This window comes from Hydrogenobacter subterraneus (assembly GCF_055390195.1).
This window is the reverse complement of the sequence record NZ_AP042473.1, coordinates 22,176-47,436: the sequence shown is the minus strand read 5'-3', so window position 1 is coordinate 47,436 and position 25,261 is coordinate 22,176. Positions and strand designations below refer to the sequence as shown.

Annotated in this window: 26 protein-coding genes; 16 read left to right on the top strand and 10 right to left on the bottom strand. The window is 43.7% G+C overall.

The genetic code is table 11. The features are described from left to right. Nucleotides 1-95 precede the first annotated feature (95 nt). From ACZ5GB_RS00265 to ACZ5GB_RS00255, 3 genes are read left to right on the top strand one after another with little or no spacing between them, the layout of a single operon-like run. Nucleotides 96-569 carry a ribosome maturation factor RimP gene (locus ACZ5GB_RS00265; RefSeq protein ID WP_464326994.1) on the top strand — a complete coding sequence of 158 codons (474 nt, stop codon included), beginning with the start codon at nt 96-98 and terminating at the stop codon, nt 567-569. Then, nucleotides 563-1,546: a transcription termination factor NusA gene (nusA, locus tag ACZ5GB_RS00260; protein ID WP_464326993.1), complete on the top strand. Its 984-nt coding sequence runs from the start codon at nt 563-565 to the stop codon at nt 1,544-1,546. The genes ACZ5GB_RS00265 and nusA overlap by 7 nt, the downstream gene beginning before the upstream one ends. Beyond that, nucleotides 1,543-2,793, top strand: a complete 1,251-nt coding sequence (locus tag ACZ5GB_RS00255) for a class I SAM-dependent RNA methyltransferase (RefSeq protein WP_464326992.1) — start codon at nt 1,543-1,545, stop codon at nt 2,791-2,793. Before nusA ends, ACZ5GB_RS00255 begins: the two co-directional genes overlap by 4 nt. A 6-nt stretch (nt 2,794-2,799) precedes the next feature. Here ACZ5GB_RS00255 and ACZ5GB_RS00250 read toward each other — a convergent pair whose 3' ends face one another. Further along, nucleotides 2,800-4,287 (bottom strand): IS200/IS605 family accessory protein TnpB-related protein, encoded by a 1,488-nt coding sequence (locus tag ACZ5GB_RS00250; protein ID WP_464326991.1) that lies wholly within the window; start codon nt 4,285-4,287, stop codon nt 2,800-2,802. A 201-nt stretch (nt 4,288-4,488) separates the two neighbouring features. Here ACZ5GB_RS00250 and ACZ5GB_RS00245 point away from each other — a divergent pair, with 201 nt between their 5' ends. The 5 genes from ACZ5GB_RS00245 to ACZ5GB_RS00225 all read left to right on the top strand — a co-directional run bounded on the left by ACZ5GB_RS00245 (nt 4,489) and on the right by ACZ5GB_RS00225 (nt 11,203). Then, nucleotides 4,489-6,780 (top strand): ribonucleoside-diphosphate reductase subunit alpha, encoded by a 2,292-nt coding sequence (locus ACZ5GB_RS00245; RefSeq protein ID WP_464326990.1) that lies wholly within the window; start codon nt 4,489-4,491, stop codon nt 6,778-6,780. 10 nt (nt 6,781-6,790) lie between these two features. Further along, nucleotides 6,791-7,819, top strand: a complete 1,029-nt coding sequence (locus ACZ5GB_RS00240; protein ID WP_464326989.1) for a ribonucleotide-diphosphate reductase subunit beta — start codon at nt 6,791-6,793, stop codon at nt 7,817-7,819. Nucleotides 7,820-8,127: 308 nt separating this feature from the next. Next, the gene (gene rbfA / locus ACZ5GB_RS00235; RefSeq protein WP_464326988.1) at nt 8,128-8,448 is read left to right on the top strand and encodes a 30S ribosome-binding factor RbfA; all 321 of its coding nucleotides are present in this window, start codon (nt 8,128-8,130) and stop codon (nt 8,446-8,448) included. After that, on the top strand, nt 8,433-10,664 hold the full coding sequence (locus tag ACZ5GB_RS00230) for a DEAD/DEAH box helicase (RefSeq protein WP_464326987.1): 2,232 nt from the start codon (nt 8,433-8,435) through the stop codon (nt 10,662-10,664). The genes rbfA and ACZ5GB_RS00230 overlap by 16 nt, the downstream gene beginning before the upstream one ends. After that, entirely contained in the window at nt 10,655-11,203 is a 549-nt protein-coding gene (locus ACZ5GB_RS00225; RefSeq protein WP_464326986.1) for a DUF4416 family protein, read from the top strand. The genes ACZ5GB_RS00230 and ACZ5GB_RS00225 overlap by 10 nt, the downstream gene beginning before the upstream one ends. Here ACZ5GB_RS00225 and murI read toward each other — a convergent pair. Further along, nucleotides 11,138-11,905 carry a glutamate racemase gene (gene murI / locus ACZ5GB_RS00220; RefSeq protein ID WP_464326985.1) on the bottom strand — a complete coding sequence of 256 codons (768 nt, stop codon included), beginning with the start codon at nt 11,903-11,905 and terminating at the stop codon, nt 11,138-11,140. The genes ACZ5GB_RS00225 and murI overlap by 66 nt on opposite strands. A gap of 58 nt (nt 11,906-11,963) precedes the next feature. On the opposite strand from murI, the gene ACZ5GB_RS00215 reads away from it, so the two are divergent. After that, a complete protein-coding gene (locus tag ACZ5GB_RS00215) occupies nt 11,964-12,266 on the top strand; it encodes a c-type cytochrome (RefSeq protein ID WP_464326984.1) in 303 nt (100 codons plus the stop codon). An 18-nt stretch (nt 12,267-12,284) separates the two neighbouring features. On the opposite strand, the gene ACZ5GB_RS00210 is transcribed toward ACZ5GB_RS00215, so the two are convergent. Genes ACZ5GB_RS00210 through ACZ5GB_RS00190 form a run of 5 tightly spaced genes read right to left on the bottom strand, consistent with a single transcriptional unit; the run spans nt 12,285 to nt 15,060 of the window. After that, nucleotides 12,285-12,629: a hypothetical protein gene (locus ACZ5GB_RS00210; RefSeq protein WP_464326983.1), complete on the bottom strand. Its 345-nt coding sequence runs from the start codon at nt 12,627-12,629 to the stop codon at nt 12,285-12,287. Then, entirely contained in the window at nt 12,607-13,677 is a 1,071-nt protein-coding gene (gene ispG / locus ACZ5GB_RS00205; RefSeq protein WP_464326982.1) for a flavodoxin-dependent (E)-4-hydroxy-3-methylbut-2-enyl-diphosphate synthase, read from the bottom strand. Before ispG ends, ACZ5GB_RS00210 begins: the two co-directional genes overlap by 23 nt. Next, nucleotides 13,674-14,642: a quinolinate synthase NadA gene (gene nadA / locus ACZ5GB_RS00200; protein WP_464326981.1), complete on the bottom strand. Its 969-nt coding sequence runs from the start codon at nt 14,640-14,642 to the stop codon at nt 13,674-13,676. Before nadA ends, ispG begins: the two co-directional genes overlap by 4 nt. Then, a complete protein-coding gene (locus tag ACZ5GB_RS00195) occupies nt 14,599-14,820 on the bottom strand; it encodes a hypothetical protein (RefSeq protein WP_464326980.1) in 222 nt (73 codons plus the stop codon). The genes nadA and ACZ5GB_RS00195 overlap by 44 nt, the downstream gene beginning before the upstream one ends. 48 nt (nt 14,821-14,868) lie before the next feature. Beyond that, nucleotides 14,869-15,060: a hypothetical protein gene (locus ACZ5GB_RS00190; RefSeq protein ID WP_464326979.1), complete on the bottom strand. Its 192-nt coding sequence runs from the start codon at nt 15,058-15,060 to the stop codon at nt 14,869-14,871. A gap of 18 nt (nt 15,061-15,078) precedes the next feature. Here ACZ5GB_RS00190 and ACZ5GB_RS00185 point away from each other — a divergent pair, with 18 nt between their 5' ends. From ACZ5GB_RS00185 to ACZ5GB_RS00175, 3 genes are read left to right on the top strand one after another with little or no spacing between them, the layout of a single operon-like run. Continuing rightward, the gene (locus ACZ5GB_RS00185) at nt 15,079-15,393 is read left to right on the top strand and encodes a DUF190 domain-containing protein (protein ID WP_464326978.1); all 315 of its coding nucleotides are present in this window, start codon (nt 15,079-15,081) and stop codon (nt 15,391-15,393) included. Continuing rightward, on the top strand, nt 15,378-15,752 hold the full coding sequence (crcB, locus tag ACZ5GB_RS00180) for a fluoride efflux transporter CrcB (RefSeq protein ID WP_464326977.1): 375 nt from the start codon (nt 15,378-15,380) through the stop codon (nt 15,750-15,752). Before ACZ5GB_RS00185 ends, crcB begins: the two co-directional genes overlap by 16 nt. Before the next feature lie 3 nt (nt 15,753-15,755). Beyond that, a complete protein-coding gene (locus tag ACZ5GB_RS00175) occupies nt 15,756-16,076 on the top strand; it encodes a DUF190 domain-containing protein (RefSeq protein WP_464326976.1) in 321 nt (106 codons plus the stop codon). On the opposite strand, the gene surE is transcribed toward ACZ5GB_RS00175, so the two are convergent. Beyond that, nucleotides 16,066-16,818, bottom strand: a complete 753-nt coding sequence (gene surE, locus ACZ5GB_RS00170) for a 5'/3'-nucleotidase SurE (RefSeq protein ID WP_464326975.1) — start codon at nt 16,816-16,818, stop codon at nt 16,066-16,068. The genes ACZ5GB_RS00175 and surE overlap by 11 nt on opposite strands. Before the next feature lie 18 nt (nt 16,819-16,836). Here surE and ACZ5GB_RS00165 point away from each other — a divergent pair, with 18 nt between their 5' ends. After that, the gene (locus ACZ5GB_RS00165; RefSeq protein ID WP_464326974.1) at nt 16,837-17,487 is read left to right on the top strand and encodes an ATP-binding protein; all 651 of its coding nucleotides are present in this window, start codon (nt 16,837-16,839) and stop codon (nt 17,485-17,487) included. Here the strand turns inward: ACZ5GB_RS00165 and ACZ5GB_RS00160 are convergent. Together ACZ5GB_RS00160 and ACZ5GB_RS00155 are read right to left on the bottom strand one after the other, a co-directional pair. Then, entirely contained in the window at nt 17,480-18,133 is a 654-nt protein-coding gene (locus ACZ5GB_RS00160) for a DUF554 family protein (protein WP_464327836.1), read from the bottom strand. The genes ACZ5GB_RS00165 and ACZ5GB_RS00160 overlap by 8 nt on opposite strands. Then, on the bottom strand, nt 18,133-19,341 hold the full coding sequence (locus ACZ5GB_RS00155) for a glycosyltransferase (protein ID WP_464326973.1): 1,209 nt from the start codon (nt 19,339-19,341) through the stop codon (nt 18,133-18,135). Before ACZ5GB_RS00155 ends, ACZ5GB_RS00160 begins: the two co-directional genes overlap by 1 nt. Before the next feature lie 182 nt (nt 19,342-19,523). Here ACZ5GB_RS00155 and ACZ5GB_RS00150 point away from each other — a divergent pair, with 182 nt between their 5' ends. From ACZ5GB_RS00150 to ACZ5GB_RS00140, 3 genes are read left to right on the top strand one after another with little or no spacing between them, the layout of a single operon-like run. Next, the gene (locus tag ACZ5GB_RS00150) at nt 19,524-20,834 is read left to right on the top strand and encodes a TolC family protein (protein ID WP_464326972.1); all 1,311 of its coding nucleotides are present in this window, start codon (nt 19,524-19,526) and stop codon (nt 20,832-20,834) included. Further along, nucleotides 20,831-21,949: an efflux RND transporter periplasmic adaptor subunit gene (locus ACZ5GB_RS00145; RefSeq protein ID WP_464326971.1), complete on the top strand. Its 1,119-nt coding sequence runs from the start codon at nt 20,831-20,833 to the stop codon at nt 21,947-21,949. Before ACZ5GB_RS00150 ends, ACZ5GB_RS00145 begins: the two co-directional genes overlap by 4 nt. A gap of 2 nt (nt 21,950-21,951) precedes the next feature. Beyond that, nucleotides 21,952-25,194 carry an efflux RND transporter permease subunit gene (locus ACZ5GB_RS00140; protein ID WP_464326970.1) on the top strand — a complete coding sequence of 1,081 codons (3,243 nt, stop codon included), beginning with the start codon at nt 21,952-21,954 and terminating at the stop codon, nt 25,192-25,194. The last annotated feature ends 67 nt before the right edge of the window (nt 25,195-25,261 follow it).

Sequence of the window (25,261 nt, the reverse complement as noted above, 5' to 3'; positions counted from 1 at the left end):
ATTAAACCTCCTTAAGTTTTTAAGCAATATTATACCTAAGGTTTATGCAAAGATTGTTCCTTTTCAAACCTATCTGGTGCTATAATTGTAAAACTATGCAATTGCAAGAAAAATTAATAGTGGAAAGGGTAAAAGAGCTTGTGGAACCAATAATAAAGAGTATGGGCTACAAGCTTTTTGATGTGGAATTTAAGCCAGAAAAGGGGTGGGTTTTGAGGATAATATTGGACAAGGAAGGTGGTATAACCATAGGTGATTGTGAGGAGGTAAGCAAAAGGGTAAGCGCCCTCTTGGATGTGGAGGATATTATTCCCGTTTCTTACTTGCTTGAAGTCTCTTCTCCCGGACTTACCAGAGAGCTTACAAAGCCATCTCACTTTGAGTTTTTTGTAGGTAGGCTTGTAAGGCTTGTTTTGAGGGAGGCCATAGAAGGTAAAAGGGAGCTTAAAGGCTACATAGAAGGTATAAAAGAGAACATACTTCACATAAGAGAAAGAGAGACGGAAAAGGAATACCACATTCCTCTATCCTTAATAGCCAAGGCAAACTTGGAGCCAGAAAGATGGTAAAGAGCTTAAAAAAACTTATAGAACAGGTGGCAAAGGAGAAGAATCTACCAGAGTGGATAGTGGAAAGGTCTTTGAAAAACGCCATAGCCATTGCTATAAAGAAGGATAGGAAAATAAAGGAAGACCTTGAGGTCCATCTTGAGGAAGACCACATAAAGGTCTGTGTGCTACGGAAAAAGAACGGTGAGATAGAGAAGTCTCCTTTGGAGATATCAACGGAGGACCTAAACAGGATAGCGGTGTATGCGGCAAAGGAAGAGTTTTTAAAGGAATTGGAAAAGGCGGAGGAAGAGAGGGGTTATCTTGAGTATGTGGAAAAGGAAGGGAGTATAGTCTTTGGGATAGTTAGAAAGATAACAGAAGAGGGTGATGTGATAGTGGACCTGGGGAAGGTGGTAGGCATATTGCCAAAAAGGGAACAGATAAAAAAGGAAGAATACAAGCCTGGCATGAGGCTAAAGGCTCTGCTACTTCAAGTTAAGATAAAAAGGGGAAAGTATGAAATAATCCTTTCAAGGACTCACCCTAAGTTTCTCAAAAAACTCATAGAACAAGAGGTGCCAGAGTTAAGCAGGGGAGAAATAGTTATAAAGGCGGTGGTAAGAGAGCCGGGTGAGAGGGCAAAGGTCTTGGTCCACTCTGAAGACCCTAAGATAGACCCCGTGGGTGTGATAGTTGGTGTAAAGGGTTCAAGGATAGCACCCATATCGGAGGAGCTGTCTGGTGAAAAGATAGATGTTATAAGATGGACTCCCGACGAGGAAGAACTCATAAAAAGAAGCCTCTCTCCTGCTCCCGTATCAAAGATAAAGATTGATAGAAAGAATAAAAGGGCAGAAGTGGCAGTACCAAAGGATAAACTTTCCCTTGCCATAGGAAGGCATGGTGTTAATGTAAAGCTTGCCAACAAGCTTACAGGATGGTATATAGATGTAATGTCTGAGGAAGACTTTGAGGCACTACAAAGACTAAAATGAGGCTTTTACACGACGTTCATATAGAAAAGCTAATATACGGTGGGTATGGTCTTTCTCACGTAGAGGGTAAAAGCCTTATGGTGGATTATGCCCTTCCGGGTGAAAGGGTGGATGTGGAAATCCTTAAGGAGAAAAAGGATTACATGTTGGGAAGGGCCAAAAGGGTTTTGGTAGCCTCTCCAGAGAGGAGAGAGGCTCCATGTAAATACTATGGTTTGTGTGGTGGATGCCAACTACAACATATGGACTACTTGGCCCAGGTAAGGGCAAAGGAGAATATGCTTTTGGAGACTATTGAAAGAATAGGAAAGATAAATATAGACAGCCTTGGGCCTTCCCTATACTCTGAAGAGTTCGGTTATAGGGTTAAGGCACAGCTTAAGGTAGAAAATAGCTCCGTAGGTTTTTATGAACGCCAAAGCCACAACCTTGTAGAAATAGACCAATGCCTTCTCTTACATCCTCTAATTAACGACCTTATACCTTCCCTTAAAGAGTTAGCAAGGAAGATGCAGGGGCTTAGGGAGATACATGTGGTATGCTCTCCTACGGAGGAAGAGTTGGTTCTTAAGTTAATATCGGAGGAAATCATACCAAAGGAAAAACTAAGAAAGCTCATGGAGAACATCCTTCCCAAAAAGGTGGTAGGCCTTGGGCTTTATAAGGATGGAAAAATCTATAGCCTTGGCAGGGATTTTATCTTTGTAAAGGTTGGGCCTTACAGGTATAGGGTCAGTATGGACTCCTTTGTGCAGGTCAATTACAAGCTCTGGGAGAAGTTTATAGAATATGCTGTGCCTACGGATAGTTTTGACAGAGTTTTGGAGCTACACTGTGGGATAGGGTTTTTTAGCCTATTTTTGGCACAAAGGTCTAACTTTCTTATGGCATACGATAGCAACCCTTCCGCCATAAGGGATGCAGAGTATAATGCCAAGATAAACTCCATAAGCAATGCCACCTTTGGGCTTGAAAAGGGATTATCTGCCCTTAAGAGACACGCTGGAGATATTATAGACCTTATATTCCTTGACCCGCCCAGGGCAGGGCTTTCAGAGGGCGAAGCCCAGCTTATACTAAAGAACAAACCCAAAAGCTTGGTCTATGTCTCCTGCGAACCCACCACCCTTGCCAGGGACCTAAAAGTCCTGGTAAAGGGAGGCTACAAGATAACTAAACTTCATATGATAGATAACTTTCCAAACACATACCACATTGAGGCTATAGCCCATCTTATAATGGAGTGATAAATTTCAGGGTATTCCGAAAATAGCCTGTGTTTTCACACAGACTACGCCCCCGCCCCCTGAAGCGGGAACTTGCGCCCTTCTCGGGTCTCCCCACAAGCCCTGAAAGAGAATATCTTTCAGGACAGAGAGGTCCCTTAATACCCTCTCAGGAGAGAGTGCCGTTAGCACCACTACCTTGAGAACTCGCCATGGATTAAATCGGGTATCTAAGCTTGTTCCTTCCAGTGGCTTAGATATCCTCCATGGCTCACTCCCAAGGCTTTTTATTAAATTCTCTATCTCCTTTATGTGTTTAGCTTTCAAATAGGCATTCTTTACCTTCTCTTTCACATACTCTTTTAACTCTTTCAAGTCTTTTATGCTTAGCCTTTTTATAAGCTCCATATAATTCTTTGGCACCTTTTCTTTTAGTCCCAATCCTCTCCTTGCTATCACATAGGCAGAAGCTACATCCTTGCTTACCATGTATTGTGGTGCATACTTTAACATACCTATGATAGATGTATAAGCTGGATTTACTTCTATCACTTCTATGCCATTCCTTTTGGCAAGTAGTTTTATCCTTTCTAACAATTTCCTATAAGCAAAGCTGTGTTGTATTCTCCTTACCTTTCTCCCAGAGTAGTCCCCTCCTTTGTTTTTCTTCATCTTTAACTTCTCTACCGCTATAGCCTTTCCTTTCTCTTTGGCTAAGCTTATAACTTTATGAGCGTATATCCATGTGTAGTAGTCTCTCTTATTGCTATTGCCACTTCCCAATTCTGGCATAGGTATTTCACCATAAGAAATAAGTCCGCCACGTTCATCCGTTTCTGTCCAAGCTATGTGGTTTGGATAGGCGTTTAGGTCTATGCCTATTACTCCATAAGCTTTGGTTATCTCTATCTGTGGATATTCTTCCTCTATGGTGAAGTAAGCATACACATTGCCATCTCTTAGCTTTAGCTCTACCGTATATGCTCTTCCAGAAAAGGCTATCTCTTTAATCTTCTCTATCCTATCCCCCGCACTTATCAAGGCATAAACATATTGCCTTTCTCCTGTGTTTATTCTAAGATAGGTCCTATCCTCTTTTACTTCTATACTTGTGTTTTGGTTTCCTTTTGAGTGTTTTTGTCCTATGGAGTATAGATTGCCTTTTCTCCTCTCTTGGAATTGAATTTTTAACTTTTGGTAGTCTTTCCCGTTTATATGTCTTTTTTGCAATTTTCTAAAATTATCTCTTCCGCCAAATATAACCTTTTTTAAGCTTTCTCCTTTCTCTTTTCTTACTTTCATCAAGGCTTGTGCTTTAACAATGGCTGAGTGTGAATATCTTGCGTTTAGTCCAAACACATTTTGAATTAACTTTCTTAAAGTGTTGATATCCATGCTTTCTAAAAGTCTTTTGTAGGCATATCTCATAGCAGAAGACCATATTCTCATTAGGTTTAAGACCTTCTCTTTGTCTTGATAGTTTGAGAATAAAAGCTTAGTGCTTATGGTTATCATCTCTTTGTTATTTTAACATAACCGGTAGGTTAAGTGGATTTTTGGAACAGCCTTGATAAATTTTGACGGATTAACCCATACTAAGGAACGTATGCATATACGGCTTAGTCCTATTGGGTGATGGGTGTCTTGCCAATTGACTGTGTATGGTAATAAACTTTAAAGTTCCACGGTCCGACAAAATAAATAGAGGAGGCAAACATGCATGTCCTTAAGAGGAATGGAAAGAAGGAAGCTCTTGATATATCAAAAATCCGTATAGCCATAGGCTTTGCCTGCGAAGGTATTGATGTGGACCCTATGGAGCTTGAGCTTGACGCTCAAATACAGTTCAGAGATGGTATTAGCACAAAGGAAATACAACAACTTCTTATAAGGACTGCGGCAGAGAAGGTTTCTCCACAAACACCCCAATGGCAATATGTGGCTGCAAGATTGCTTTTGTATGACCTTTACAAGGAGGTGGGACACCTCAGAGGCTATAAGGTAAAGGACAAGCTAAACGGCAAATACAAGCCTTATAACCCAGACAGCTTTTATAAACTGGTAAAGACCTATGCAGAGAAGGGTATATACGGAGACTATCTTCTTGAAGGATACACAGAAGAGGAGTTTAACACTCTATCAAGGTATATAGACCCAGATAGGGACCTTCTTTTCAACTACACTGGGATAAAGGTGCTGGTGGATAGATACCTTGTAAGGGATGAGGATGGCAACGTAATAGAACTTCCACAAGAGATGTATATGCTCATAGCCATGACCCTTGCCCTACCAGAAAGAAAGGAAGAAAGGTTAAAATGGGCTAAAACCTTTTATGACCTACTTAGCAAGCACGAAATCTCCTTGGCTACACCTACTTTAATGAACGCAAGAAGAACCCATACACAGCTTAGCTCTTGCTTTGTTTTAACTGTGGATGACGACCTTTACGATATCTTTGACAACGTGCAAAAGGCTGGGCAGATCTCCAAGTTTGCGGGTGGGCTTGGTATCTACCTTGGTAAGATAAGGGCAACGGGCGCACCTATTAGGAAGTTTAAGGGTGCAAGCTCTGGAGTTTTGCCAGTGGTAAAGATACTAAACGATGTGATGATATATGTGGACCAGCTTGGCATGAGGAAAGGCTCCGCATCCATAACCCTTGACATATGGCATAAGGATGTGTTGGACTTTCTGGAGGTAAAGACCAATGTGGGCGATGAAAGGAAAAAGGCTCACGATATACATCCAGCCATATCCATACCAGACCTGTTTATGAAAAGACTGAAAAACAGACAAAAGTGGACTCTCTTTGACCCCTACTACTGCAAGAATGTAAAGGATGGCAAAAACCTTGAGGACCTATACGGAGAAGAGTTTGAAAAGGTATATGAAAGGCTGGAAAGGGAGCTTCCACCTTATGCCAAAAAGGAGGTGCCAGCCTTTGAGCTTTGGAAAAGGCTTCTTACAGTTATCTTTGAAACGGGAGAGCCTTATATATTCTTTAGGGACACAGCCAACAGATTAAACCCCAACAAACACTGTGGCATGGTGTATAGCTCCAACCTTTGCCACGAGATAGTGCAAAACATGTCCACCACACAGCATATAGAAGATACCTTATTGGAGGATGGCACCATAGTTCACAAAAAGAAGTCTGGAGATGTGGTGGTGTGTAATCTTGGTTCTATAAATCTTGGAAAGGTATATACAAAAGAAGACTTGGAAAGGGTGGTGCCAGTGCTTGTAAGAGTGCTTGACAATGTGATAAACATGAACTTCTATGCCATAAAAGAGGCCGAATACACCAACAAAAGATACAGAGCCATAGGCATAGGTGTAAGTAATTACCACTACTGCCTTGTGAAAAACGGCATTCAGTGGGAATCGGAAGAACACCTTGAGTTTGCAAATGCCCTTTTTGAAAGGATAGCCTACTATGCCATAAAAGGCTCTGTGGAGCTTGCAAAGGAGAGAGGACCTTACCCCCTCTTTGAGGGTTCCGATTGGAGCAAGGGTATATTCTTTGGAAGGACTGCCGAAGAAAATCAAAGAATATCAAAAAACGGCTTTGACTGGACATCCTTAGCTGAAGAAGTTAAAAGATATGGCATGAGAAACGCCTATCTTTTGGCCGTTATGCCAACTGGCTCCACTTCTTTAATAGTGGGTGCTACTCCATCTGTGGACCCCATCTTTGCCAAGTTTTACAAAGAAGAGAACATGTCTGGCATATTGCCACAGGTGCCACCCGAGATAGACAAATACTTCTGGCACTATAAAAGTGCATACAATATAGACCAAGAGTGGGTAATAAGGGCTGCCGCCGAAAGGCAAAAGTGGATAGACCAAGCCCAATCTTTGAACTTGTTTATAGACCCAGAGCAGATAGATGGGCCAAAGCTTTCAAGACTTTATGAACTTGCTTGGGAATTGGGTCTTAAGACTGTATATTATACAAGGAGTAAGTCTATGACAGATATAGAAGAGTGTGAGAGCTGTTCCACATAGGAGGTATGCCATGGAAAGGACCATTATCTTTAACCCAGAGGGCGATAGAGAGACATCAAAAAGGAAAATAGTTTTTGGCAACCCTACCAACATAATGGAGCTAAACAACGTAAAATACCAGTGGGCTTTTGACCTTTATAAGACCATGGGCTTTACCAACTTCTGGATACCAGAAGAAATACCCATGCACGAGGACCGCAAGCAGTATGAAAAGGAGCTATCCGAGTATGAAAGAAGAGCCTATGAGATGGTGCTAAGCTTTCTCATAGCCTTGGATAGCTATCAGGTTAATATGCTAAAGGAGTTTGCAAGATATATCACAGCTCCAGAGCTTGTTATGGCACTCACTTCTCAGGAATTTCAAGAAGCACTTCATTCCTATTCCTACCAGTTTATCCTTGAAAGCGTAGTGGACCCAAGAGTGGCAGATGAGATATACAACTACTGGAGGCAGGACCCAGTTTTGATGGAAAGGAACAAGGTTATAGCAGAGCTTTACAATGAGTTTATAAGAAAGCCAACAGAGGAAAACTTTATAAAGGCTGTTTTTGGAAACTATGTCTTAGAAAGCCTATACTTTTATTCGGGCTTTGCCTTCTTCTACACCCTTGGAAGACAAGGCAAAGTGAGAAATACGGTCCAACAGATAAAGTATATAAACAGGGATGAACTCACTCATGTGACGCTGTTTAGGAATATAATCTTGACCTTGAAAGAGGAAAACAAGGAACTCTTTACACCAGAGATAGAAAAGTGGGTCTATGAATTTTTCAAGTTTGCCACAGAAAAAGAAATTGAATGGGGCAAGTATGTAACCCAAAACCAGATATTGGGCCTAAACGACTATCTAATTGACCGATACATAAAATACCTTTCTAACCTCAGGCTCACCCAGATTGGCTATAAGCCTCTATACCCAGATATTACAGACAACCCTATGAAGTGGATAGACCAGTTTAGGACCATAAACGACACCAAAACAGACTTCTTCCAAGCAAAACCGCAGACCTACGCCAAAAGGAGTGAGTTAAAGTGGTAAGAAATTCTTATACTTGATTTTTCACTTTTTGTTCTAATTCTTTAAAAGTCCTAAACCAGTATTCTTCATACTCTTTTGCTGGCTGTTTACCTGTATTATTAAAGCATCGGGCGGGTCAAAGACCAGTAGATTTTTTATTAGAGGCACGGCATGCCGTGCTTCTACATTGCTTGTCTCATTTATTTTTTGCAAGAAGGTATAATGGCATCCCAGTTTCCTAATTAATTTCTCACCCCACGTATGATGTTAATATTATAAGAGTGCTTCAAATATTTTGAAAAAGACTGAACCATAGCATAATATTCTCTATGGATATAAAGAGGGCAAAGTTTGCAAAACAGTTGATGGAAGAGATAGCAAGCCTTATACATAGGGAGATAAAAGACCCAAGGCTTGAGGGGCTTGTGATAACTGGATTGGAACTCTCCGAGGATATGAGCGTGGCAAAGGTGTATTTTACAACCCTTGAGGAGGGAAAAGAAGAAGAGGCAAAAAAGGCTTTGGAACATGCCAAAGGCTACATAAGGTCCCAGCTTATGAAAAGCTTAAGGGTTAAAAGAATGCCAAATCTTGTTTTTATCTTTGATAAAGAGCTAAAAAGAATGGAAAGGATATGGGAAAAGCTTTAAGAATTCATGTCCTCAAAGAAAGCTACTACAGATTAAACCCACCAGAGGGAAAGGTAATATATTCCGATGGAAAAAAGACAAAGGAAGAGGAGTTAATAAGGACCAAGGACATAGATGAGAGGATAGACTACCCTCTTTTAAACCCCATACAGACGGTTTTTTATAAGTTTTACAAGGGTGGCAATGCCTTGGTGGCCTCTCCCACTTCCTCTGGCAAGAGCCTTATAGCCTACCTTTTTATGAAAAACTTTGAAGGGAGGATAGTTTATACGGTGCCTACCAGGTCCTTGGCAAAGGAGAAGCTTTTGGAGTTTAAAAGGTATTATCCCAATAATGTGGAGCTAAGGACTGGTGAAAACGTGCTTGAAAGCTTTAAAGAAGTCAAGGCCAAGGTGGTTGTTAGCACCTACGAACATCTTGCCTACTCTCTCAGAAACAAAGCCAGATGGCTTGAAGGCCTTTCTGCGGTAGTCATAGACGAGGTCCATCAGATACTAAAAAGGTGGATACTTGAGGAGATAATCACCTCTTGCATAAGGGATGGGGTGCCCCTGCTTTGCCTCTCTGCCACCTTGCCCGGTGTGGAGGAGCTATCAAGCTGGATAGGTGCAGAGCTTGTAATAGAGAGCGCCTGGAGGCCCGTGCCTCTATACAGGAGCGTGGAGAGCTTAGTTCATTACAAGCCCATAAGGCATGGCTTGGAGGGAGAGGATCTTTTGGCCGGCAGGCTTTTGAACGCCCTTTTTTTCCTAAAAAACAGGGAAGAAAGTGTAATACTCTTTGTGCCAAAGAAGAGCCTTGGCTGGAAGCTTTTGGAGCTTGCAAGCAAAGAGAAGATAGGCATAATGAACCAAACACTACCCTTTGAGGTGGAGGAAGAGAGGGAGCCAGAGATAGCCTTTCATAATGCGGATGTGCCAAAGGAGGAAAGGGAAGAGATAGAAAAGGCTTTTAGAGATGGAAGGCTTAAAACCCTTATAGCCACACAGACCTTGGCCTACGGCGTAAACCTTCCTGCGGACAGGGTTATAATCCTTACGAGATTTTTCAGAAGCAGGGGGAAGCTAAGGAGCATACCAGACACCCTTGACATTCTCCAGATGGAGGGAAGGGCTGGAAGGTTTGGTATAAGGGATGTGGGCTATTCAAACCTCTTGGTCTATGGTGCCAAAGAGAAGGACTTAGAAAGGGACCTATCTCAGGCTTTGAACAAACCCTTTAGCACGGCCACGATGGAAGAGGGCGAAAGCCTTGATATTCTTAGCTTCTTCTTACTTTTGGCACACCTTTATGAGAGGGACAGGCCCGAGAAGTATTTGGAGAGTACGTATTCTTTTAGGCATGTAAGCAAGGAAAAGGTAAGGAAGGTAGAAAGCTTTTTAAGGAGCTATGGCTACCTTGAGGGAAATACTTTGAGCCAAAAGGGCCTCTTTTGTGTGAGGTCTGGCATACCACCCACCAGGTTTGAATCCTTTGTGCTAAGGAAAAGCCTACAGCTTGATACGATGACCTGCATAAGGCCTCTCCTTTATATGAAGAAGTTTGACAGCCTTTTTTTCTTTTTGAAGGAAAAGGAGAGGTTTGAGGAGGACCTTCAATACATAAAAGCTATGCTTTTGCCCTGCGGGGTAGATTGCTGGGAGGACAACACAGACCAGTTTTTGTTCTATGTGGAGGGCCTCACTGTAAGGTATGCCAACCTAAAAAACCCACCGGGGGAGTTTTCCTACCTTTCCACCGATGCCATGCACCTCCTTAGGGTTCTAATGGACATAAACAAGCATGGCTTTTATAGGTTTTCTACGGAGGAGATGATAAGGATAGCCCATGCGGTAAAGTATGGTATAAGGCCGGAGTATGGTAGTCTTGCGGGCATAAAGGGTATAGGCCACATAAGAGCAAACCTCTTGAAGGAAGTGCTAATAGAGTCAAAGGTAAATCCACCGGGCATTGGAGAGCCTACGGCCAGCTTTTTGGACATCATGGAGTCTGAAAAGCTTTATGACCTATTGCTTGAAAAGGTAATAGATTACAGAAGCCTAAGCACTGAGAGGGCAAGGGAAGAGGTTGGTAAAATTAGGAAAATACTCCTTAACAACAGAAGGGGCTATATGGTGGATGATAAAATACTGCTTGCCTTTGGCCTCTTTTTGGAAGGGCCTTCTGCCATGAAAAGGACAAAAAAGGAGCTTGTAGAGCTTATAAGATGGAGTTAGCCAAGCCCATCCTTGCCATCCTCTATGCCGATGAAAGACTTTTGACAGATTTTATATCACAGCTAAAGGTAGAATTTGTCTCAGAGAGTTTTTACTTTGAGGGCCTTCAAAGGTATTACGGGAAGGAGATGGGAGAAGGCCTATACAAGCGGTTCTTTAGCCTAAAGGGCTTGATGAGAAAGGAAGACCTAAAAAACTTTAAGCTTTGGGCCACAAGAAGGGAAAGAGAGTTTTCCACAGAAGGCAGAAGAAGGCTAAACATAGACCCGGGCTATGTGGATGAGAGCCACCTTATACTGGCTTCTTCAAAGAAGAGGGGTGGAAGGATATACCTTGGGGAGGGTGTTTATGCGGAGATGGAATACCTTTATGTTTACGGTGGCTTTAGGCCACTCTATTGGACCTACGGCGACTACAGGGACAAAAGGGTAAAGGAGTTTTTTGAAAAAGTAAGGGAGAGTTTTTTGGAGGAGTTAAACCTTGCAAGGAAGGGACACAAGCCTTGGCTCCTTGACTTCTCCAAGGATAAGCTCTACTAAGCTTTGAAGGCTTGGGGAGATGTCTGTAAAGTATAGGTCAAGCTTTGAAGAGCCTTCCCTTTTTACAAAGGGTTCTATCTCAAGAGCTATGGCCTGTGCCGAGTCTATAACTTTTACCTGTGGACCCATAAACCTTTCTATAAGGGGCTTCAAAAGGGGGTAGTGGGTGCAACCAAGAATTAGGGTGTCTATGCCCTTTTCCTTTAAGTCCTTAAGATAGTGTTCTACCACCGCCTCTGCTATGCTACCTTCCAAAAGGCCCTCTTCCACGAGGGGAACAAACAAGGGACAAGCCCTTTGGTAGACTTCTACTCCCTTGGCTTCCAACAGGTTTTTATAAGCACAGCTTGAGATGGTGGCCTTTGTGCCTATCACACCCACCTTTCCTTTTGTGTTTTCAAGGGCCCTCTTTACTCCAGGCTCTATAACGCCAAAGACTGGAATGGGTAGGCTTCCCTTTAACACTTGCAAGGCATAAGAGCTTGCGGTGTTGCAGGCCACCACAAGGAGGTCTATGCCTTCATTGAGCAAAAACTCAGCGCATTCAAGGCTATACCTTATGACCGTTTGGGCAGACTTGTTGCCATAAGGCACCCTTGCCGTATCTCCAAGGTATACAAAATCTACCTCTGGGTAGGTCCTCCTTAGGGCTTTTAGGACGGTAAGACCACCCACGCCAGAGTCAAAGAGCCCAATTTTCATCTTATTTTCAGAATTCTTTTGTATTATAATACATAAAACAAACTTAGGAGGTGAAAGGATGAAAAAGGTAGCCTTAGCACTTGCAATGATGGTAGGCTTTGCTGGGCTGTCTTTGGCAAACGAACAGCTCGCCAAGCAAAAGGGCTGTATGGCTTGCCACGACCTTAAGGCAAAGAAGGTAGGGCCAGCCTTTGCAGATGTGGCTAAGAAGTATGCAGGAAAGAAGGATGCCGTAGACTACTTGGCTGGAAAGATCAAGAAGGGTGGTTCTGGTGTTTGGGGTTCTGTACCCATGCCACCTCAAAACGTATCAGACGCCGAAGCCAAGCAATTGGCTCAGTGGGTCCTTTCTGTAAAGTAAAAAAACTTTTGGGGGCTTTTAGGCCCCCTCTTCCAAAGGATTGCACCTGTTTATATTCCCAAAGCATTGAGGGCATAGGTCAAAAAAGACCAAAAGTCCAAGACCTCCAAGCATCATATTTACCTGTGTTATAACTAAGTTCTCTTGCCTTTCTGGAAGCACCTGATACTTTTCAAGCCTTTTGCCGCAGGCAGTTAAAGCCTCCTCTTGGCCAAGCTTATGAAACTGAAACACAAGCCTTTTTGTTCTTCTACACTTCATCCACCTTGGTGTGAGGTCAAGGATTACAAAGTTTATCTGAATGTTTGGGTCTACAAGCTGGGCTTTCTGCATAAGCCTTTCAAACTTTTCCTTCTCCGTCATACTTCAATACCTCCTCCATTAGGGCTTGCGCCATCTCTTCTTCGCTTACCTTTTTAATAGGCTTTCCTTCTTTAAAAAGCCAGGCAAAGCCCTTTCCACAGGCAAGGCCAAGGTCTGCCTCTCTGGCCTCCCCTATGGCGTTTACCACACAGCCCATTATGGCAACCTTTAGGGGCTTGTTTATATGCTTTAACTTTTCTTCTACCTCTTTTACAACCTTGGGAAGGTCCACCTCTATACGCCCACAGGTAGGGCAGGAGATTATCTCAAGTCCCTTTCTCCTTAGTCCAAGGGATTGGAGTATGGCATAAGCCACCTCTACCTCCACCTCTGGGTCGTCAGTCAAAGAGACCCTTATGGTATCTCCTATACCTTTATAGAGGAGTATACCTATGCCGACGGAGGATTTTACTATACCTTTGGTGCCCATGCCCGCTTCCGTTATGCCTATGTGAAGGGGTATATCTGTGTGCTTTGCAAAGAGTTCATTGGCCTTTATGTTTTCCAGCACATCGGACCCTTTTATAGACACTTTAAAGTTATAAAAACCCCACTTTTCAAACTTTTCAGACCATCTTATGGCGCTTTCAAAAAGGGCTTCTCCACAAGGGTAGCCATACTTTTCAAGAAGGTCCTTCTCCAAAGAGCCAGAGTTTACACCTATCCTTATGGCCACACCCTTTATCTTTGCCTCTTCCACAATTTCTTTTACTATCTCCTCCTTCCCTATGTTTCCTGGGTTTATCCTTATACCATGAACCCCCTTCTCCATGGACCTAAAGGCATAGGATGGTGCAAAGTGTATGTCTGCAATGACAGGCATGGGAGAGTTTTTCACTATCTCCGGAAGGGCCTCCAGGTCCTCCTCATGAGGCACGGCCACCCTTATGATTTCACAGCCAGCCTTGTGTAGCCTTTTTATCTGTTCAAGGGTAGGCTCAAGCTCATGGGTTTTTGTGGAGGTCATAGACTGCACCACAACGGGCGCATCCCCACCTATCTTTACCCAGCCTACCCTTATCTGGCGTGTTTTCCTCCTTTCTATCATGACAGCTCCAGCATTCTAAGTATGGGCCTTTTTGCCCTCTCTATTATATCCTCTGGCAATACCACCTCGTTTATCTCCTCCTTTAAGGTTTGATATACCTTGGGCAATGTTATGCCCTTCATGGTACAACAATAGACCGTTCCGCAGTAGTTCATAGACTCTGGGAATATGTACTCCTTATCTGGATTCTTCTTCATAAGAGTGTACTTTAGGCCCACCTCTGTTATCACTATTACCCTTTTTGCCTCACAAGTGGTAGCATAGTTTATTATCTGGGAGGTAGAGCCTACAAAGTCTGCAATCTCTATCACCTTGGGGTGGCATTCGGGATGCACGGCCACCTTGGCATCGGGGTATTGTTCTTTTAGCTTTAGAACCTCCCTTGCGGTAAACTCAAAGTGAGGGGGGCAAAAGCCCTGCCAGATCACAAACTCCTTATCTGGCACATGTTTCTTTACCCAGTTGCCAAGGGCTTGGTCTGGTATAAAGATGATCTTTTTGCTCTCCAGCTTTTGGACTACCTTTATGGCGTTGGCAGAGGTTACACAAACGTCGGAGACGGCCTTCACCTCTGCATTGGTGTTTACATAGGCCACCACCTCCCCATCGGGGTGCTTTTCCTTTAGCCTTAAAACATCCTCAGCCCTTATCATATCGGCCATAGGACAGCCAGACTCGGGATTAGGATGTAGCACCTTTTTGGTGGGGTTTACTATCTTGGCCGTCTCACACATAAACCGCACACCGCAAAAGACTATGATGTCCGCATCGGTCTGCGAAGCCCTTCTGGAAAGCTCCAAAGAATCTCCTATAAAATCCGCTATATCTTGAACCTCTGGCCTTTGATAATAATGGGCCAATATGACCGCATTCTTTTCCTTTGCAAGCCTCCTTATCTCCTCTTGAAGAGCCTTTATATCCTCACCGCTTAACTCTTGATCTTTTACAAGCTCCACCTGTAGCATAATAAAAGAATATAAGACCTTCTAGCGTATCTTTTATGAGCTTTTTTATAAAACTGCCAAGTATGCCCTCATTGCCTGCCTTCTTTTTCAAACATTCAACGGCTTCCTCCAACCCTATAGAGTAAAGTGCTTTTGCTATAACCATAAGCTTATAAATATCCCTATCCTCAAAAAGCATGGCGTATAACTTTTCTGTAGCCCTCTTTACTTTCTTTTTTCCTATCAGCTAAATTACAAACATCCTTTTTGGAGTTATTGGATTGTCAAGGCCAAGCAAAAGCTTATCCTCGTAGCTTAAGCTTTGAACATATCCTAAGTCCTTCCCATAGTAGGGGCACATTCTGTTCTTTTCCAAAACCTCTTTCCAACAGAAGGAACAAAACCACTTTACAAGTTCATAATATAGTGTTCTGGGCATTTTGCCTATAATATTCCTGTGGCTTATCTTTTAGCACGTGTATACCTCAGAGAAGATGATAAGCTGGAGGGAAAGCTTGCCTACAGGAGGGTCTTGGAGCTATTAAAGGAGTGGGGCGTAGAGGGCGCTACCGTACTTAAGTCCGTTATGGGTTATGGAACCACAAAGAGCTTTCATTATGAGGGGTTGGAGGTTTTGTCTTATGGTTTGCCTGTAGTGGTTGAGTTTATAGATGAGGAACCAAAGGTGATGACGGCTGTGGAGAGGCTTATTTCAAAGTTTGGGAACCTTTTTATCACCCTTGAGGAGGTGCGGCTTTGTCCCTATTCTTAGCCATAGCCTTGGGCGGAGCTATTGGTTCTGTGCTTAGATTTTTGGTATCCAAACTTGTACAAACGAAGGTTGGTGTGGAGTTTCCTGTAGGCACTCTTTTTGTAAACCTCACCTCTGCATTCATCATAGGCTTTGCCTTTTCTTTCCTTGTGGAAAGGCTTGATATTTCTCCCACCTTTAGAGCCTTTTTTATAACTGGTATTCTTGGCGGATATTCCACCTATTCTACCCTCTTTTATGAAGCCTACTACCTTATGATAAACGGCGAATGGCTAAAGCTGGCCCTCTATCTCTTTTTTAGCAATCTTTTTGGTTTGGTTTTTGTTGCCATAGGCTATGGTCTTGGTAAACTTTTATAAGCTATGAAGTGTGAAGAGGCTGTGCTTGTAAGGGTCTTTTTTGGAGAGGATGATAAGTATGAGGGCAAGCCACTATATAGGTATATGGTAGAGTTTTGTAAAAAGAAGGGCATTGCTGGTGCTACCGTTTTTAGGGGCATACTTGGCTATGGCAAGTCTTCCGTTATACACAAGGCTGGCCTTCTGGCTCTGTCTTCCGACCTTCCCATGGTGGTAGAGATAGTGGACTGTGAGGAAAAGATACAAGAGATACTTCCAGAGCTTTCAAAGATGGTAAAGGATGGCATAATAACCCTTGAAAAGGTAAAAGTGGTCAAGGCTTAAAGACCTCTTTTAAGCTCTCAAGATATTTGTAGTTTGTGAGGTCAAGCTGGAGGGGTGTTATAGACACATAGCCATGGTATACAGCCCAGTAGTCTGTGCCTTCCTCAAGGTGCCATCCAAACTCTTCAGCCGTTATCCAATATAGTGGTCTTCCAGATGGGTCCAAAAGCCTCAAAACCTTTTCCTTGTAAGCCCTTCTTCCCTGACGGGTGACCATAAAGCCCTTTATCTCTTCCTTTGGAAGGTTTGGAATGTTTACATTGAGATAAACATCCTCTGGCATGCCCTTCTCAAGCACTTTGATAACTACCTCTTTGGCAATTTTTGCCACTTCAGAAAAGTTTATATCTTCCCTTCCGAAGGCGGAAAAGGCAATAGAAGGAATGCCTAATATCCTACCCTCCATAGCTCCAGAGACGGTGCCAGAGTAAGTAATGTCCTCTCCAAGGTTTGGCCCTTCGTTTATGCCAGAACAAACAAGATCTGGCTTTTGACCATCTAGGAAGAGATAATATCCAAAATGCACGCAGTCTGCTGGCGTGCCACCTATAACCGTCCAAAAGTCCTCGTCCACCCTTCTTATCCTAAGGGGCTGTGTAAAGGTTAAAGAATGACCCACACCACTAAGATTTCTATCTGGAGCAACAGTTATAACCCTCCCAAGCTTTCTTAGCTCTTCCCGTAAGGCTTTTATGCCTTCAGAAAAATAGCCGTCGTCATTGGTCAGCAAAAAGGTAGGCATGGCTTATATTTTATCCTTATGGAGTGTCCCAAATGTAAAGGCACAGGCTTTATAGATAAGGGAGGTGTGGTAGAGCTTTGTTCTTGCAGGTATGAGGGTGTAAACCTTCAAAAGTATTTGAACATCCCACCAAGGTTTATAAACGCAGAGTTTGAAAACTACATGCCCATATCTCCTTCCCAAAAGACAGCCCTTGAGATATGCCTTTACTATGCGCATAGCTTTGACCCCAAGGAAGGAAAAGGCTTGACTCTTGTAGGGCCACCTTCTTTGGGCAAAACCCATCTTGCGGTTGCTACACTCAAAAACATATATAGGCTAAAAAGAGTTAGGAGCTTTTTCTTTGATACAAAGGATCTTTTTTATAAGCTTCAAAGCTACTCTGGCTCGGATAAAATGAATAAGTTATTGAACTTCCTAATCAATGTGCCACTTTTAGTTCTTGATGACCTTGGTAGCGAAAGGCTATCCGACTGGAGAGTGGAAGTACTATCCTACATAATCAGCACAAGGTACAACTACCTTAAAAGCACCATAATAACCACCAACTACCCTCTACTTAGAACAGAAGAGGAAGGCCAATCCCTTGAAGAGAGGCTTTCACCGGCAATAGTTAGCAAGATATACCAGATGAACGACCTAATAAACATAAGCTCTCTGGCTAAATAAAAAGGGCAATCACAAGGGAAGGCATCAAATTTAATAGCTTAAGGTTTTCCAAAAGGCCAAATATTTTAAGTGATGTAAGCACCATAAGGCCACCACCTATAAAGAGGGTGTTGGAAAGGGCTTGACCTTTTAGAAAATCACCGTAAAAGTAGGCCAAAAGGGTGATAGAACCTTGAAATAAAAGCACATAAATAGCGGAAAAGATAACACCCCTTCCAAGTGAAGAGGAAAGGATTATGGAAGAAAAACCATCCATAAAGGCCTTTGAGAGGATAAGAGTGCTATCACCCTTTGTCCCTTCAAGGATACAGCCTACAAGGGTCATAGGACCAACCGTAAAAAGCAAAGAGGCGGATATAAAGCCCCTTGTAAAGCCAGAAGAGCCTTTTGATATGCCTTCAATTCTCTCTTCCAGCCTAAAAAGGGTGCCAAGAGAGGACCCAACTACCAAAAGGAAGAAAACCTTAAGCATCTCTGGCTTGTTCTCTGAGATAAGCCTTATTCCAAGGAGTAAGGTAAAGAGGCCAATGCCCCACATGATGGAAGTTCTAAGGCTTTGTGGCAAAAGATGAGAAAACCTAAGGCCTATAAAGCTTCCAGCCACTACCAAGCTTGCGTTCACCAAGGTTCCAAAGGTGGGAAACATCAACTTTGGCTATCTTGTTGAGACTGTGCTTGGGCCAATATATCTTGGAAAGTTTTGTATAGAAACTCTGCCCTATCCTTGGGTGTATAGCTTTGAAGCACTTTCTCCCTTGCCCTCTGTCCTATTTCCCTTGCTTCCTGAAGGTTTTCCAAGTAATATACCACCTTCTCTTCTATGTCCGCTCTGTCAAGAGGCAAGTAGGTTATTACCTCTTCCTCTGGTGTGAAGAAACCTCCAAGGGTTGCCCTAAAGTCCACCATGGGTGCGCTACCCATAAATGCCACCTCTAAAGGAACAAAGCCTACACCAGTAGGAACTGTATGAGGATAGCTAAGTATGGTTATATGGGACCTGCCTATCAATTCTAAGGCTTCACTCCAGCCGTTCGTGCTTATATGCTCATGGCCCTCTTTCAATTCACCCTCAAAGGCGCCCAATATCTTAAGGTTTATCCCTTCAAGGAAGCTAAGAATATACCACCTTTTCCTTGCGGTGGCATAAAAGCTAATATCGTTCAAAAGCTTAAGGTAATCTTGGAAGTTTTCTTGTCTCCATCGGTTGAACTCCTCTTGGAAGCCTGGGTTAAACATGGAAAGAATATACTCGCTTGCATAAAGTATATGGGCCTCTGGGTTTCTAAAGAGGAACTCACCCACTTCAAAGAAATAGGGGATAAAGTCCTCTCTTAGATTCTGTAGCATCTGCTGTGCCAAGATTTGGGGGTCAATGGCTGGGCCAAGGAAGATGGCCTCTATGTCCTTTTCCTCTGGAATGCTTGGCATCTGCTTTGGGTCTATAAAGGGCGTCATATATAGCGTACCTCTTTCATGCCCAAGAAGCCTTAAACTGTCTGCATATTTTAGGTCCGATATAACTAAAAGGAGGTTATTGGCATTTTTTAGGTCCAAAAGGATAGGGAAATGGAAAAGAGGCTCATCTGCAAGGAGGCTAACATGGACAAAACCAAAGGCATCAAAGACGGGAATTCTTTGACCCTCTCTTTCTCCAAAGATAACACAGCTACCGTTTACATCAAGGGTAAAGTAGGGTGAAAAGTCCAAAAGCTCTTGCACCCTGTCTTGCAGATCGCCTTGGCTTAGGTCCAATTCTTTTACCTCAGCTCCCAACTCCCTAAGGTAATCTACTAAACCGAGCATATGTCTGTTTATTCCAAGGTCTTCTCCTTGCTTCAAGAAGGCTATCCTCATGGCTTTAAAAATCATAACATACATATAAGGTGAAAATTTTGGTAAAAAATAAATGAGACAAACGACCTTAGGAACACATGGTGTAAAGCACTATAATTTTTAAAGGATGATGTTAGGAGGGATGGTGGATTGACCAGAATAAGAATATTAGAATATAATTATATTGTTAAAGGAGTTGTGCCATGATCGCTATAATCTTATTGGCCTTATGGTCTGCTGTGTTGTTTGCCAAGGAGCTTAGCCTACAAGAGGCCATAGACCTTGCCCTCAAAAACAGTCCAATAATAAAGGCTTCCCAAAGGGATGTGAAGGCTCAAGAGCTTGAGCTAAAGGCTGCCAGAGGCGCCCTTTTCCCAAGGATAAAGCTTGAGGAAACCTACACAAGGACCGATGTGCCAGCCTACGCCTTTATGAGCAAGCTAAACCAAGAGAGGATCACCTTACAAGACTTTGACCCTTCAAAGCTAAACAATCCATCCTCCATAAACAACTTTGAAACAAAGCTAAGCTTGGAAGTGCCTATATGGCTCGGTGGTAAAATCCAGTCCGCCAAAAGGATGGCCGAATACGAGTACAAGGCTGTAAGCCTTGAGGCAAGCAGAAAAGAAGAAGAGGTAATAAGGCAGGTCTATCATACCTATGCGGATGTGGCCTTGGCAAAGGAAGCCGTAGAGGTATCCAAACAAGCTGTGGAGGATGCAAAGGAACACTTGAGGCTTGCCGAGCAGATGCATAAGGTAGGGATGGGGCTTTTGTCCGATGTGCTGAGGGCTCAAGTTTATCTTTCAAAGGCCCAAGAGAACTTAGAAAAGGCTGAGAGAAATTACAGCGTGGCAAAAAGAGGCCTTGAGGTTGTTATAGGCCTCAGGCTTGGAGATTTTGAGGTGGAAGGCCTAAAGGTGTGCCCGCAGGTAAATGTGGAAGGGCTAAAGGAAAAGGCACTCCAAAGAAGGGATATAAAAGCTATGGAAGAGAGATTAAGGACCTTGCAAGAGGCCTATAGGTTTACCCTCTCTGATAACCTTCCACACATATACGCCTTTGGCCAATACTTCCTTAACTCAAAGGACCATCCCTTCGGTTCCGATGGTAAGGGCTACATGGTTGGTATTGGCTTTTCTTGGGCTTTTGACACGGGCCTTACCACTCTTAGGAAGGCTCAAGCAAACCTTGAAAGAAGGTATGGATTGGAAGAGAGGATAAGGCTTATGAAGGACATGGCCTTGCTTGATGTAGAAAAGGCCTATGCAGAGTATAAGAATGCTCTTGATATGCTAAGGTCTGCAGAGGACAGGATTAAGGCAAGCAAGGAAGTTTTAAGAGTTATTGAGTTAAGGTACAAAAACGGCCTTGCCAGAATGGTGGATATTTTGGATGCACAAACAGAATTGGATAAGGCAAGGCTTGAAAGGATACAAGCCATAAACGCATGCCATAAGGCTTATGCAGACCTTCTTTTTGGTGCAGGCTTAACAGAGGAGGTGAAAAGATGAAAGGTTGGATAAAGTATGTAGCTTTTGCCTTTGCAATGCTTTTGGTAATTTTGTGGCTTGGTGGCTTTTTCTCCCATAGGGAAAGGGCTGGGGAAGTAAAGAAAGAGACGGCCACCGTGGGAGGTCTAACCGTAGGCTCTGTGGAAAAGGTTTCTGAGATAAGCTCTCCCTACACTGGGCAGATAGTGGCGGACAAGAGGATAGAGGTAAGCACCAGGATAATGGGGAAGGTGAAGAAGGTTTTTGTGCAAGAGGGGCAGATGGTAAGGCCTGGACAGGTTCTTGTGGAAGTGGATGCGCAGGATATAAAGGCGCAAGTTTCTGCGGTAAATAAGCAGATAGCTCAGGCCGAGCAAGCTCTCAAGTCTGCCATGGCAAACTACGAGGCCGTAAGCAAAACCTTTGAAAGGTATTCAAGGCTTTTAAAAGAAGGGGCCATAACACAGCAGGAGTTTGACCAGATAAAGGCCCAGTATGAGTCTGCAAAGGCTCAGGTAGAACAGGCAAAAGCTGGCATAAGGGCCTTACAAAACCAAAAACAAGCGGTGGCAAGCAATTTAAACTATGCAAGCCTTGTATCACCAGTGGAAGGCTATGTGGCACACAAACAGGTGGATGTGGGAGATTTGGCAGTGCCAGGACAGCCCTTGCTTGTGGTAGAGTCCCCACCCTACCTTTTTGAAGTATTCCTACCAGAAAGGTTCGTTGGGAAGATAAAGGTAGGCCAAGAGTATGAGGTGTATGTGCCAAGCCTTGGCAAAAACCTAAGGGCTAAAGTGAAAGAAGTGTCTTCCGCCCTTGACCCAGCCACAAAGACCTTTAGAGTAAAGCTTGAGCTTGAACAAAATAAGGAATTAAGGAGTGGTATGTACGGAAGCCTTCTTATACCAGAAAAGGTAGAAGCCCTTTTGGTGCCAGAATCAGCCATAGTTAGGAGGTTTGACTTTACAGGGGTATGGGTTGTAAAGCCCGACAACACCTTGGAGCTTAGGTTTGTAAAGCTTGGAGAAAGAAGGGGTGATAAGGTGGAAGTTCTGTCTGGTCTTAAGGAAGGAGAAAGGATAGTTATACAGGGCATAGAAAAGGCCTGCGAAGGCTGTAGGGTAGGAGGTTAAGAATGTATGGCTTTGCTGGAAGACTTGCCAACTATTTTATAGACTCCAAGCTTACTCCCATAATCATACTCGTATCTTTGGCTTTGGGCCTTTTTGCCATAGTGGCAACTCCAAAGGAGGAAGAGCCACAGATTATAGTTCCAATGATAGATATAATGATCGCCTACCCTGGAGCAACGCCAGAGGAGGTGGAAAGGAGGGTAGTGGCACCCCTTGAGAAAAAGCTATGGGAGCTAAAGGATATTGAATACATATACTCGGCCAGCATGGAGGGAATGGCCATAGTGACAGCCCGTTTCTATGTTGGCACAAACCCGGTAAAGGCCTTGGTGGACCTTAATACAAAGATGATGTCCGCCATGGACGTGGCGCCACCAGGCGTCATACTTCCGCCACTGGTAAAGCCCAAGTCCATAGACGATGTGCCCATACTCACCCTTACCCTTTGGGGCAAAAACTATGATTCCTATGACCTAAGGCGTATGGCGGAAGCCCTTGAGAACGAAATAAAGAAAGTGCAAAACGTGGCAGATGTTTTTATTGTAGGTGGAAGGCCAAGGGAAATACGCATAATCCTTGACCCAAATAGATTAAGCGCCTACAGGATATCTCCATTGTATATAGCACAGCTTATTCAAAGCGCCAATGCACAAACAGTAAGCGGTAAGATAGTCCAAGGTGGAAAGGAGTTTGTGGTAAGGACTGGCGAATTTTTAAAGTCAAAGGAAGATGTGGAAAACATTGTGGTGGGTGTGTTTGGCGGGAGGCCCGTGTATCTAAAAGATGTGGCCACTGTGGTGGATGGGCCTTCTGAAGTAAAGGACTACGTGCTTATGGGCTTTGGACCCAAGCATGAGGAGAAAGGTATTAAAGGTGTAAAACCTGGTGAGCTTTATCCTGCGGTTACTATAGCCGTATCCAAAAGGGTGGGCACCAACGCAGTGGAAGTGGCCAATGAAGTGCTGCAGCTTGTGGACCATCTAAAGGGAAAAATCCTTCCAAAGGACCTTAGCATAACCGTAACAAGGAACTACGGTGAGACGGCCAAGGAAAAGTCCAACGAGCTTTTGGAACACCTTTTTATAGCCACCTTTTCTGTCATACTCCTTATAGCAGTAGCCCTGGGTGTAAAAGAGGCCATAGTGGTAGGCATAGCTGTGCCTGTAACTCTTGCCATAGCCCTATTTTTGAGCCATATGTTTGGCTTTACTCTAAACAGGGTGACCCTCTTTGCCCTTATCTTTGCTATCGGTATACTTGTGGATGATGCCATTGTGGTGGTGGAAAACGTTCACAGGTGGTTTGAACTAAAGCTGGCAAAAACTCCAAGGGAAGCCATTGTGAGAGCCACCGACGAGGTGGGTAATCCCACCATTTTGGCCACCTTTACCGTTATAGCTGCCCTCATGCCCATGGCCTTTGTCTCTGGGCTTATGGGACCTTACATGAGACCCATACCCATAAACGCCTCTGTGGCCATGTTCTTCTCCCTTTTGGTGGCCTTTATAATAACACCCTGGGCCAGTTATCTCTTTTTGAGGAAGGACTTTGATAAAGGACACGAAAAGGAAGAGGTAAACATAAAAGAAACCACCTTTTGGAAGATATACTCACGCATAATGGTGCCACTCCTTACCAGCAAGGCCAAAAGGTATGCCTTTTATGGATTTACCACAGCCCTTATGGGAATATCCGTAGGTCTTTTGATCACAAAGGCTGTGGTGGTTAAAATGCTACCCTACGATAACAAGAGCGAGCTTCAGATAGTTATAGACATGCCAGAAGGCACACCCCTTGAAAAGACACTTGAGGCGGCAAAGGCCATAGGCGATTACATATCAAGGCAGTCCATAGTATCAGACTATCAGGTATATGTGGGAACTTCTGCACCCTTTAACTTCAACGGCCTTGTAAGACATTACTATCTTAGGCAGGCCTCCAACCTTGCGGATATTCAGGTAAACCTCATAGGAAAGCATGAAAGAAAAGAACAATCCCACGACTTTGCCAAAAGGATAAGGCCTGTGGTGCATCAAATAGCCCAAAGGTATGGAGCCAAGTACGTGGCTGTGGTGGAAGTGCCACCAGGTCCACCAGTGCTTTCTCCCATAGTGGCAGAAATATATGGCCCAGACCTAAAAGTCCAACAAGCCTTTGCAAAAGAAGTGCTAAAGGTCTTTAAGGAGAGCAAAAGTATAACGGATGAGGGCATATACCTTGAGGACCCCGCACCCCTCCTAAGGCTTGTGGTAAAGGAAGACAAAGCCAAAATGGCTGGACTTTCAAAGCAAGAGGTGGTCTATACCCTTCAAGCCCTCTTTGGTGGCTACAAGGCTGGCATAATGCAAAATACAGATACGGAGCATACGCCAATAGTGATAAGGTTTGACGAAAAATACAGAACCCTTGACGTTTTAAAGATGCTTCAAATACCCACCAAAGATGGAAAGACGGTGCCTCTTTCCGAGCTTGTGGAGATAAGGCAAGACACAATTCCAACCACCATATACCACAAGAACCTAAGAAGGGTTGTTTATGTGATAGGCGATGTGGCGGGAAGGGAAGAGGCGCCCTTCTACGGCATATTGGATGTAAGAAAGGCTGTAAAAAGCTTGCCAAACCCCTACGGAGAAGTGAAGGAGCTTTGGATGTCCTTGCCAGTTGTGGAGGATGGCATTTATGTAAAGTGGGATGGTGAGATGCATATAACCCTTGAGGTCTTTAGGGACCTTGGCCTTGCCTTTGGAGTTGCCCTTTTTGTTATGTATGTGTTAATCCTTGGATGGTTCAAGGACTTTAGAATACCGGGTATAATAATGGCACCCATACCCCTTACCTTGGTGGGTATAATCCCAGGACACCTTCTTATGGGTGCCTTCTTTACGGCCACATCCATGATAGGCTTTATAGCCCTTGCGGGCATAATAGTGAGGAACTCCATACTCCTTGTAGACTTTGCAGAGGAAAGGATAAAGGACGGCGTGCCACCACACTTGGCCGTGGTGGAGGCTGGTGTAATAAGGACAAGGCCCATACTTTTGACCGCCGTGGCAGTCATTGTGGGCGCCTTTGTGATAGTCTTTGACCCCATCTTTAACGGTCTTGCCATATCCCTCATATTTGGAACCATAGGCTCCACCACCCTCACCCTTGTGCTTATTCCTCTTATGTATTACTCAAGCAAGGTCAAAAGGATAGAAAGGTTGCCCACAGCAGAGGAAGTGCAAAGGGATATTCTCAAGTAGTTTGAGAGGCCTTATAAACACGGGGGCGATACCTTCGCCCCTCCTTGTTGCAAATAATTATAAAAAA

Coding starts and splice junctions, on each gene's coding strand:
- ACZ5GB_RS00150 (WP_464326972.1), top strand. CDS start 19,524: ATGATCGCTATAATCTTATTGGCCTTATGGTCTGCTGTGTTGTTTGCC.
- ACZ5GB_RS00230 (WP_464326987.1), top strand. CDS start 8,433: ATGGGAAAAGCTTTAAGAATTCATGTCCTCAAAGAAAGCTACTACAGA.
- ACZ5GB_RS00255 (WP_464326992.1), top strand. CDS start 1,543: ATGAGGCTTTTACACGACGTTCATATAGAAAAGCTAATATACGGTGGG.
- ACZ5GB_RS00225 (WP_464326986.1), top strand. CDS start 10,655: ATGGAGTTAGCCAAGCCCATCCTTGCCATCCTCTATGCCGATGAAAGA.
- nusA (WP_464326993.1), top strand. CDS start 563: ATGGTAAAGAGCTTAAAAAAACTTATAGAACAGGTGGCAAAGGAGAAG.
- ACZ5GB_RS00160 (WP_464327836.1), bottom strand. CDS start 18,133: ATGTTTCCCACCTTTGGAACCTTGGTGAACGCAAGCTTGGTAGTGGCT.
- nadA (WP_464326981.1), bottom strand. CDS start 14,642: ATGCTACAGGTGGAGCTTGTAAAAGATCAAGAGTTAAGCGGTGAGGAT.
- ACZ5GB_RS00265 (WP_464326994.1), top strand. CDS start 96: ATGCAATTGCAAGAAAAATTAATAGTGGAAAGGGTAAAAGAGCTTGTG.
- ACZ5GB_RS00195 (WP_464326980.1), bottom strand. CDS start 14,820: ATGCTTTTTGAGGATAGGGATATTTATAAGCTTATGGTTATAGCAAAA.
- ACZ5GB_RS00165 (WP_464326974.1), top strand. CDS start 16,837: ATGGAGTGTCCCAAATGTAAAGGCACAGGCTTTATAGATAAGGGAGGT.
- ACZ5GB_RS00215 (WP_464326984.1), top strand. CDS start 11,964: ATGAAAAAGGTAGCCTTAGCACTTGCAATGATGGTAGGCTTTGCTGGG.
- surE (WP_464326975.1), bottom strand. CDS start 16,818: ATGCCTACCTTTTTGCTGACCAATGACGACGGCTATTTTTCTGAAGGC.
- murI (WP_464326985.1), bottom strand. CDS start 11,905: ATGAAAATTGGGCTCTTTGACTCTGGCGTGGGTGGTCTTACCGTCCTA.
- ACZ5GB_RS00240 (WP_464326989.1), top strand. CDS start 6,791: ATGGAAAGGACCATTATCTTTAACCCAGAGGGCGATAGAGAGACATCA.
- ACZ5GB_RS00140 (WP_464326970.1), top strand. CDS start 21,952: ATGTATGGCTTTGCTGGAAGACTTGCCAACTATTTTATAGACTCCAAG.
- ACZ5GB_RS00190 (WP_464326979.1), bottom strand. CDS start 15,060: ATGCCCAGAACACTATATTATGAACTTGTAAAGTGGTTTTGTTCCTTC.
- ispG (WP_464326982.1), bottom strand. CDS start 13,677: ATGATAGAAAGGAGGAAAACACGCCAGATAAGGGTAGGCTGGGTAAAG.
- ACZ5GB_RS00155 (WP_464326973.1), bottom strand. CDS start 19,341: ATGAGGATAGCCTTCTTGAAGCAAGGAGAAGACCTTGGAATAAACAGA.
- ACZ5GB_RS00250 (WP_464326991.1), bottom strand. CDS start 4,287: ATGATAACCATAAGCACTAAGCTTTTATTCTCAAACTATCAAGACAAA.
- rbfA (WP_464326988.1), top strand. CDS start 8,128: ATGGATATAAAGAGGGCAAAGTTTGCAAAACAGTTGATGGAAGAGATA.
- ACZ5GB_RS00145 (WP_464326971.1), top strand. CDS start 20,831: ATGAAAGGTTGGATAAAGTATGTAGCTTTTGCCTTTGCAATGCTTTTG.
- ACZ5GB_RS00245 (WP_464326990.1), top strand. CDS start 4,489: ATGCATGTCCTTAAGAGGAATGGAAAGAAGGAAGCTCTTGATATATCA.
- ACZ5GB_RS00175 (WP_464326976.1), top strand. CDS start 15,756: ATGAAGTGTGAAGAGGCTGTGCTTGTAAGGGTCTTTTTTGGAGAGGAT.
- ACZ5GB_RS00210 (WP_464326983.1), bottom strand. CDS start 12,629: ATGACGGAGAAGGAAAAGTTTGAAAGGCTTATGCAGAAAGCCCAGCTT.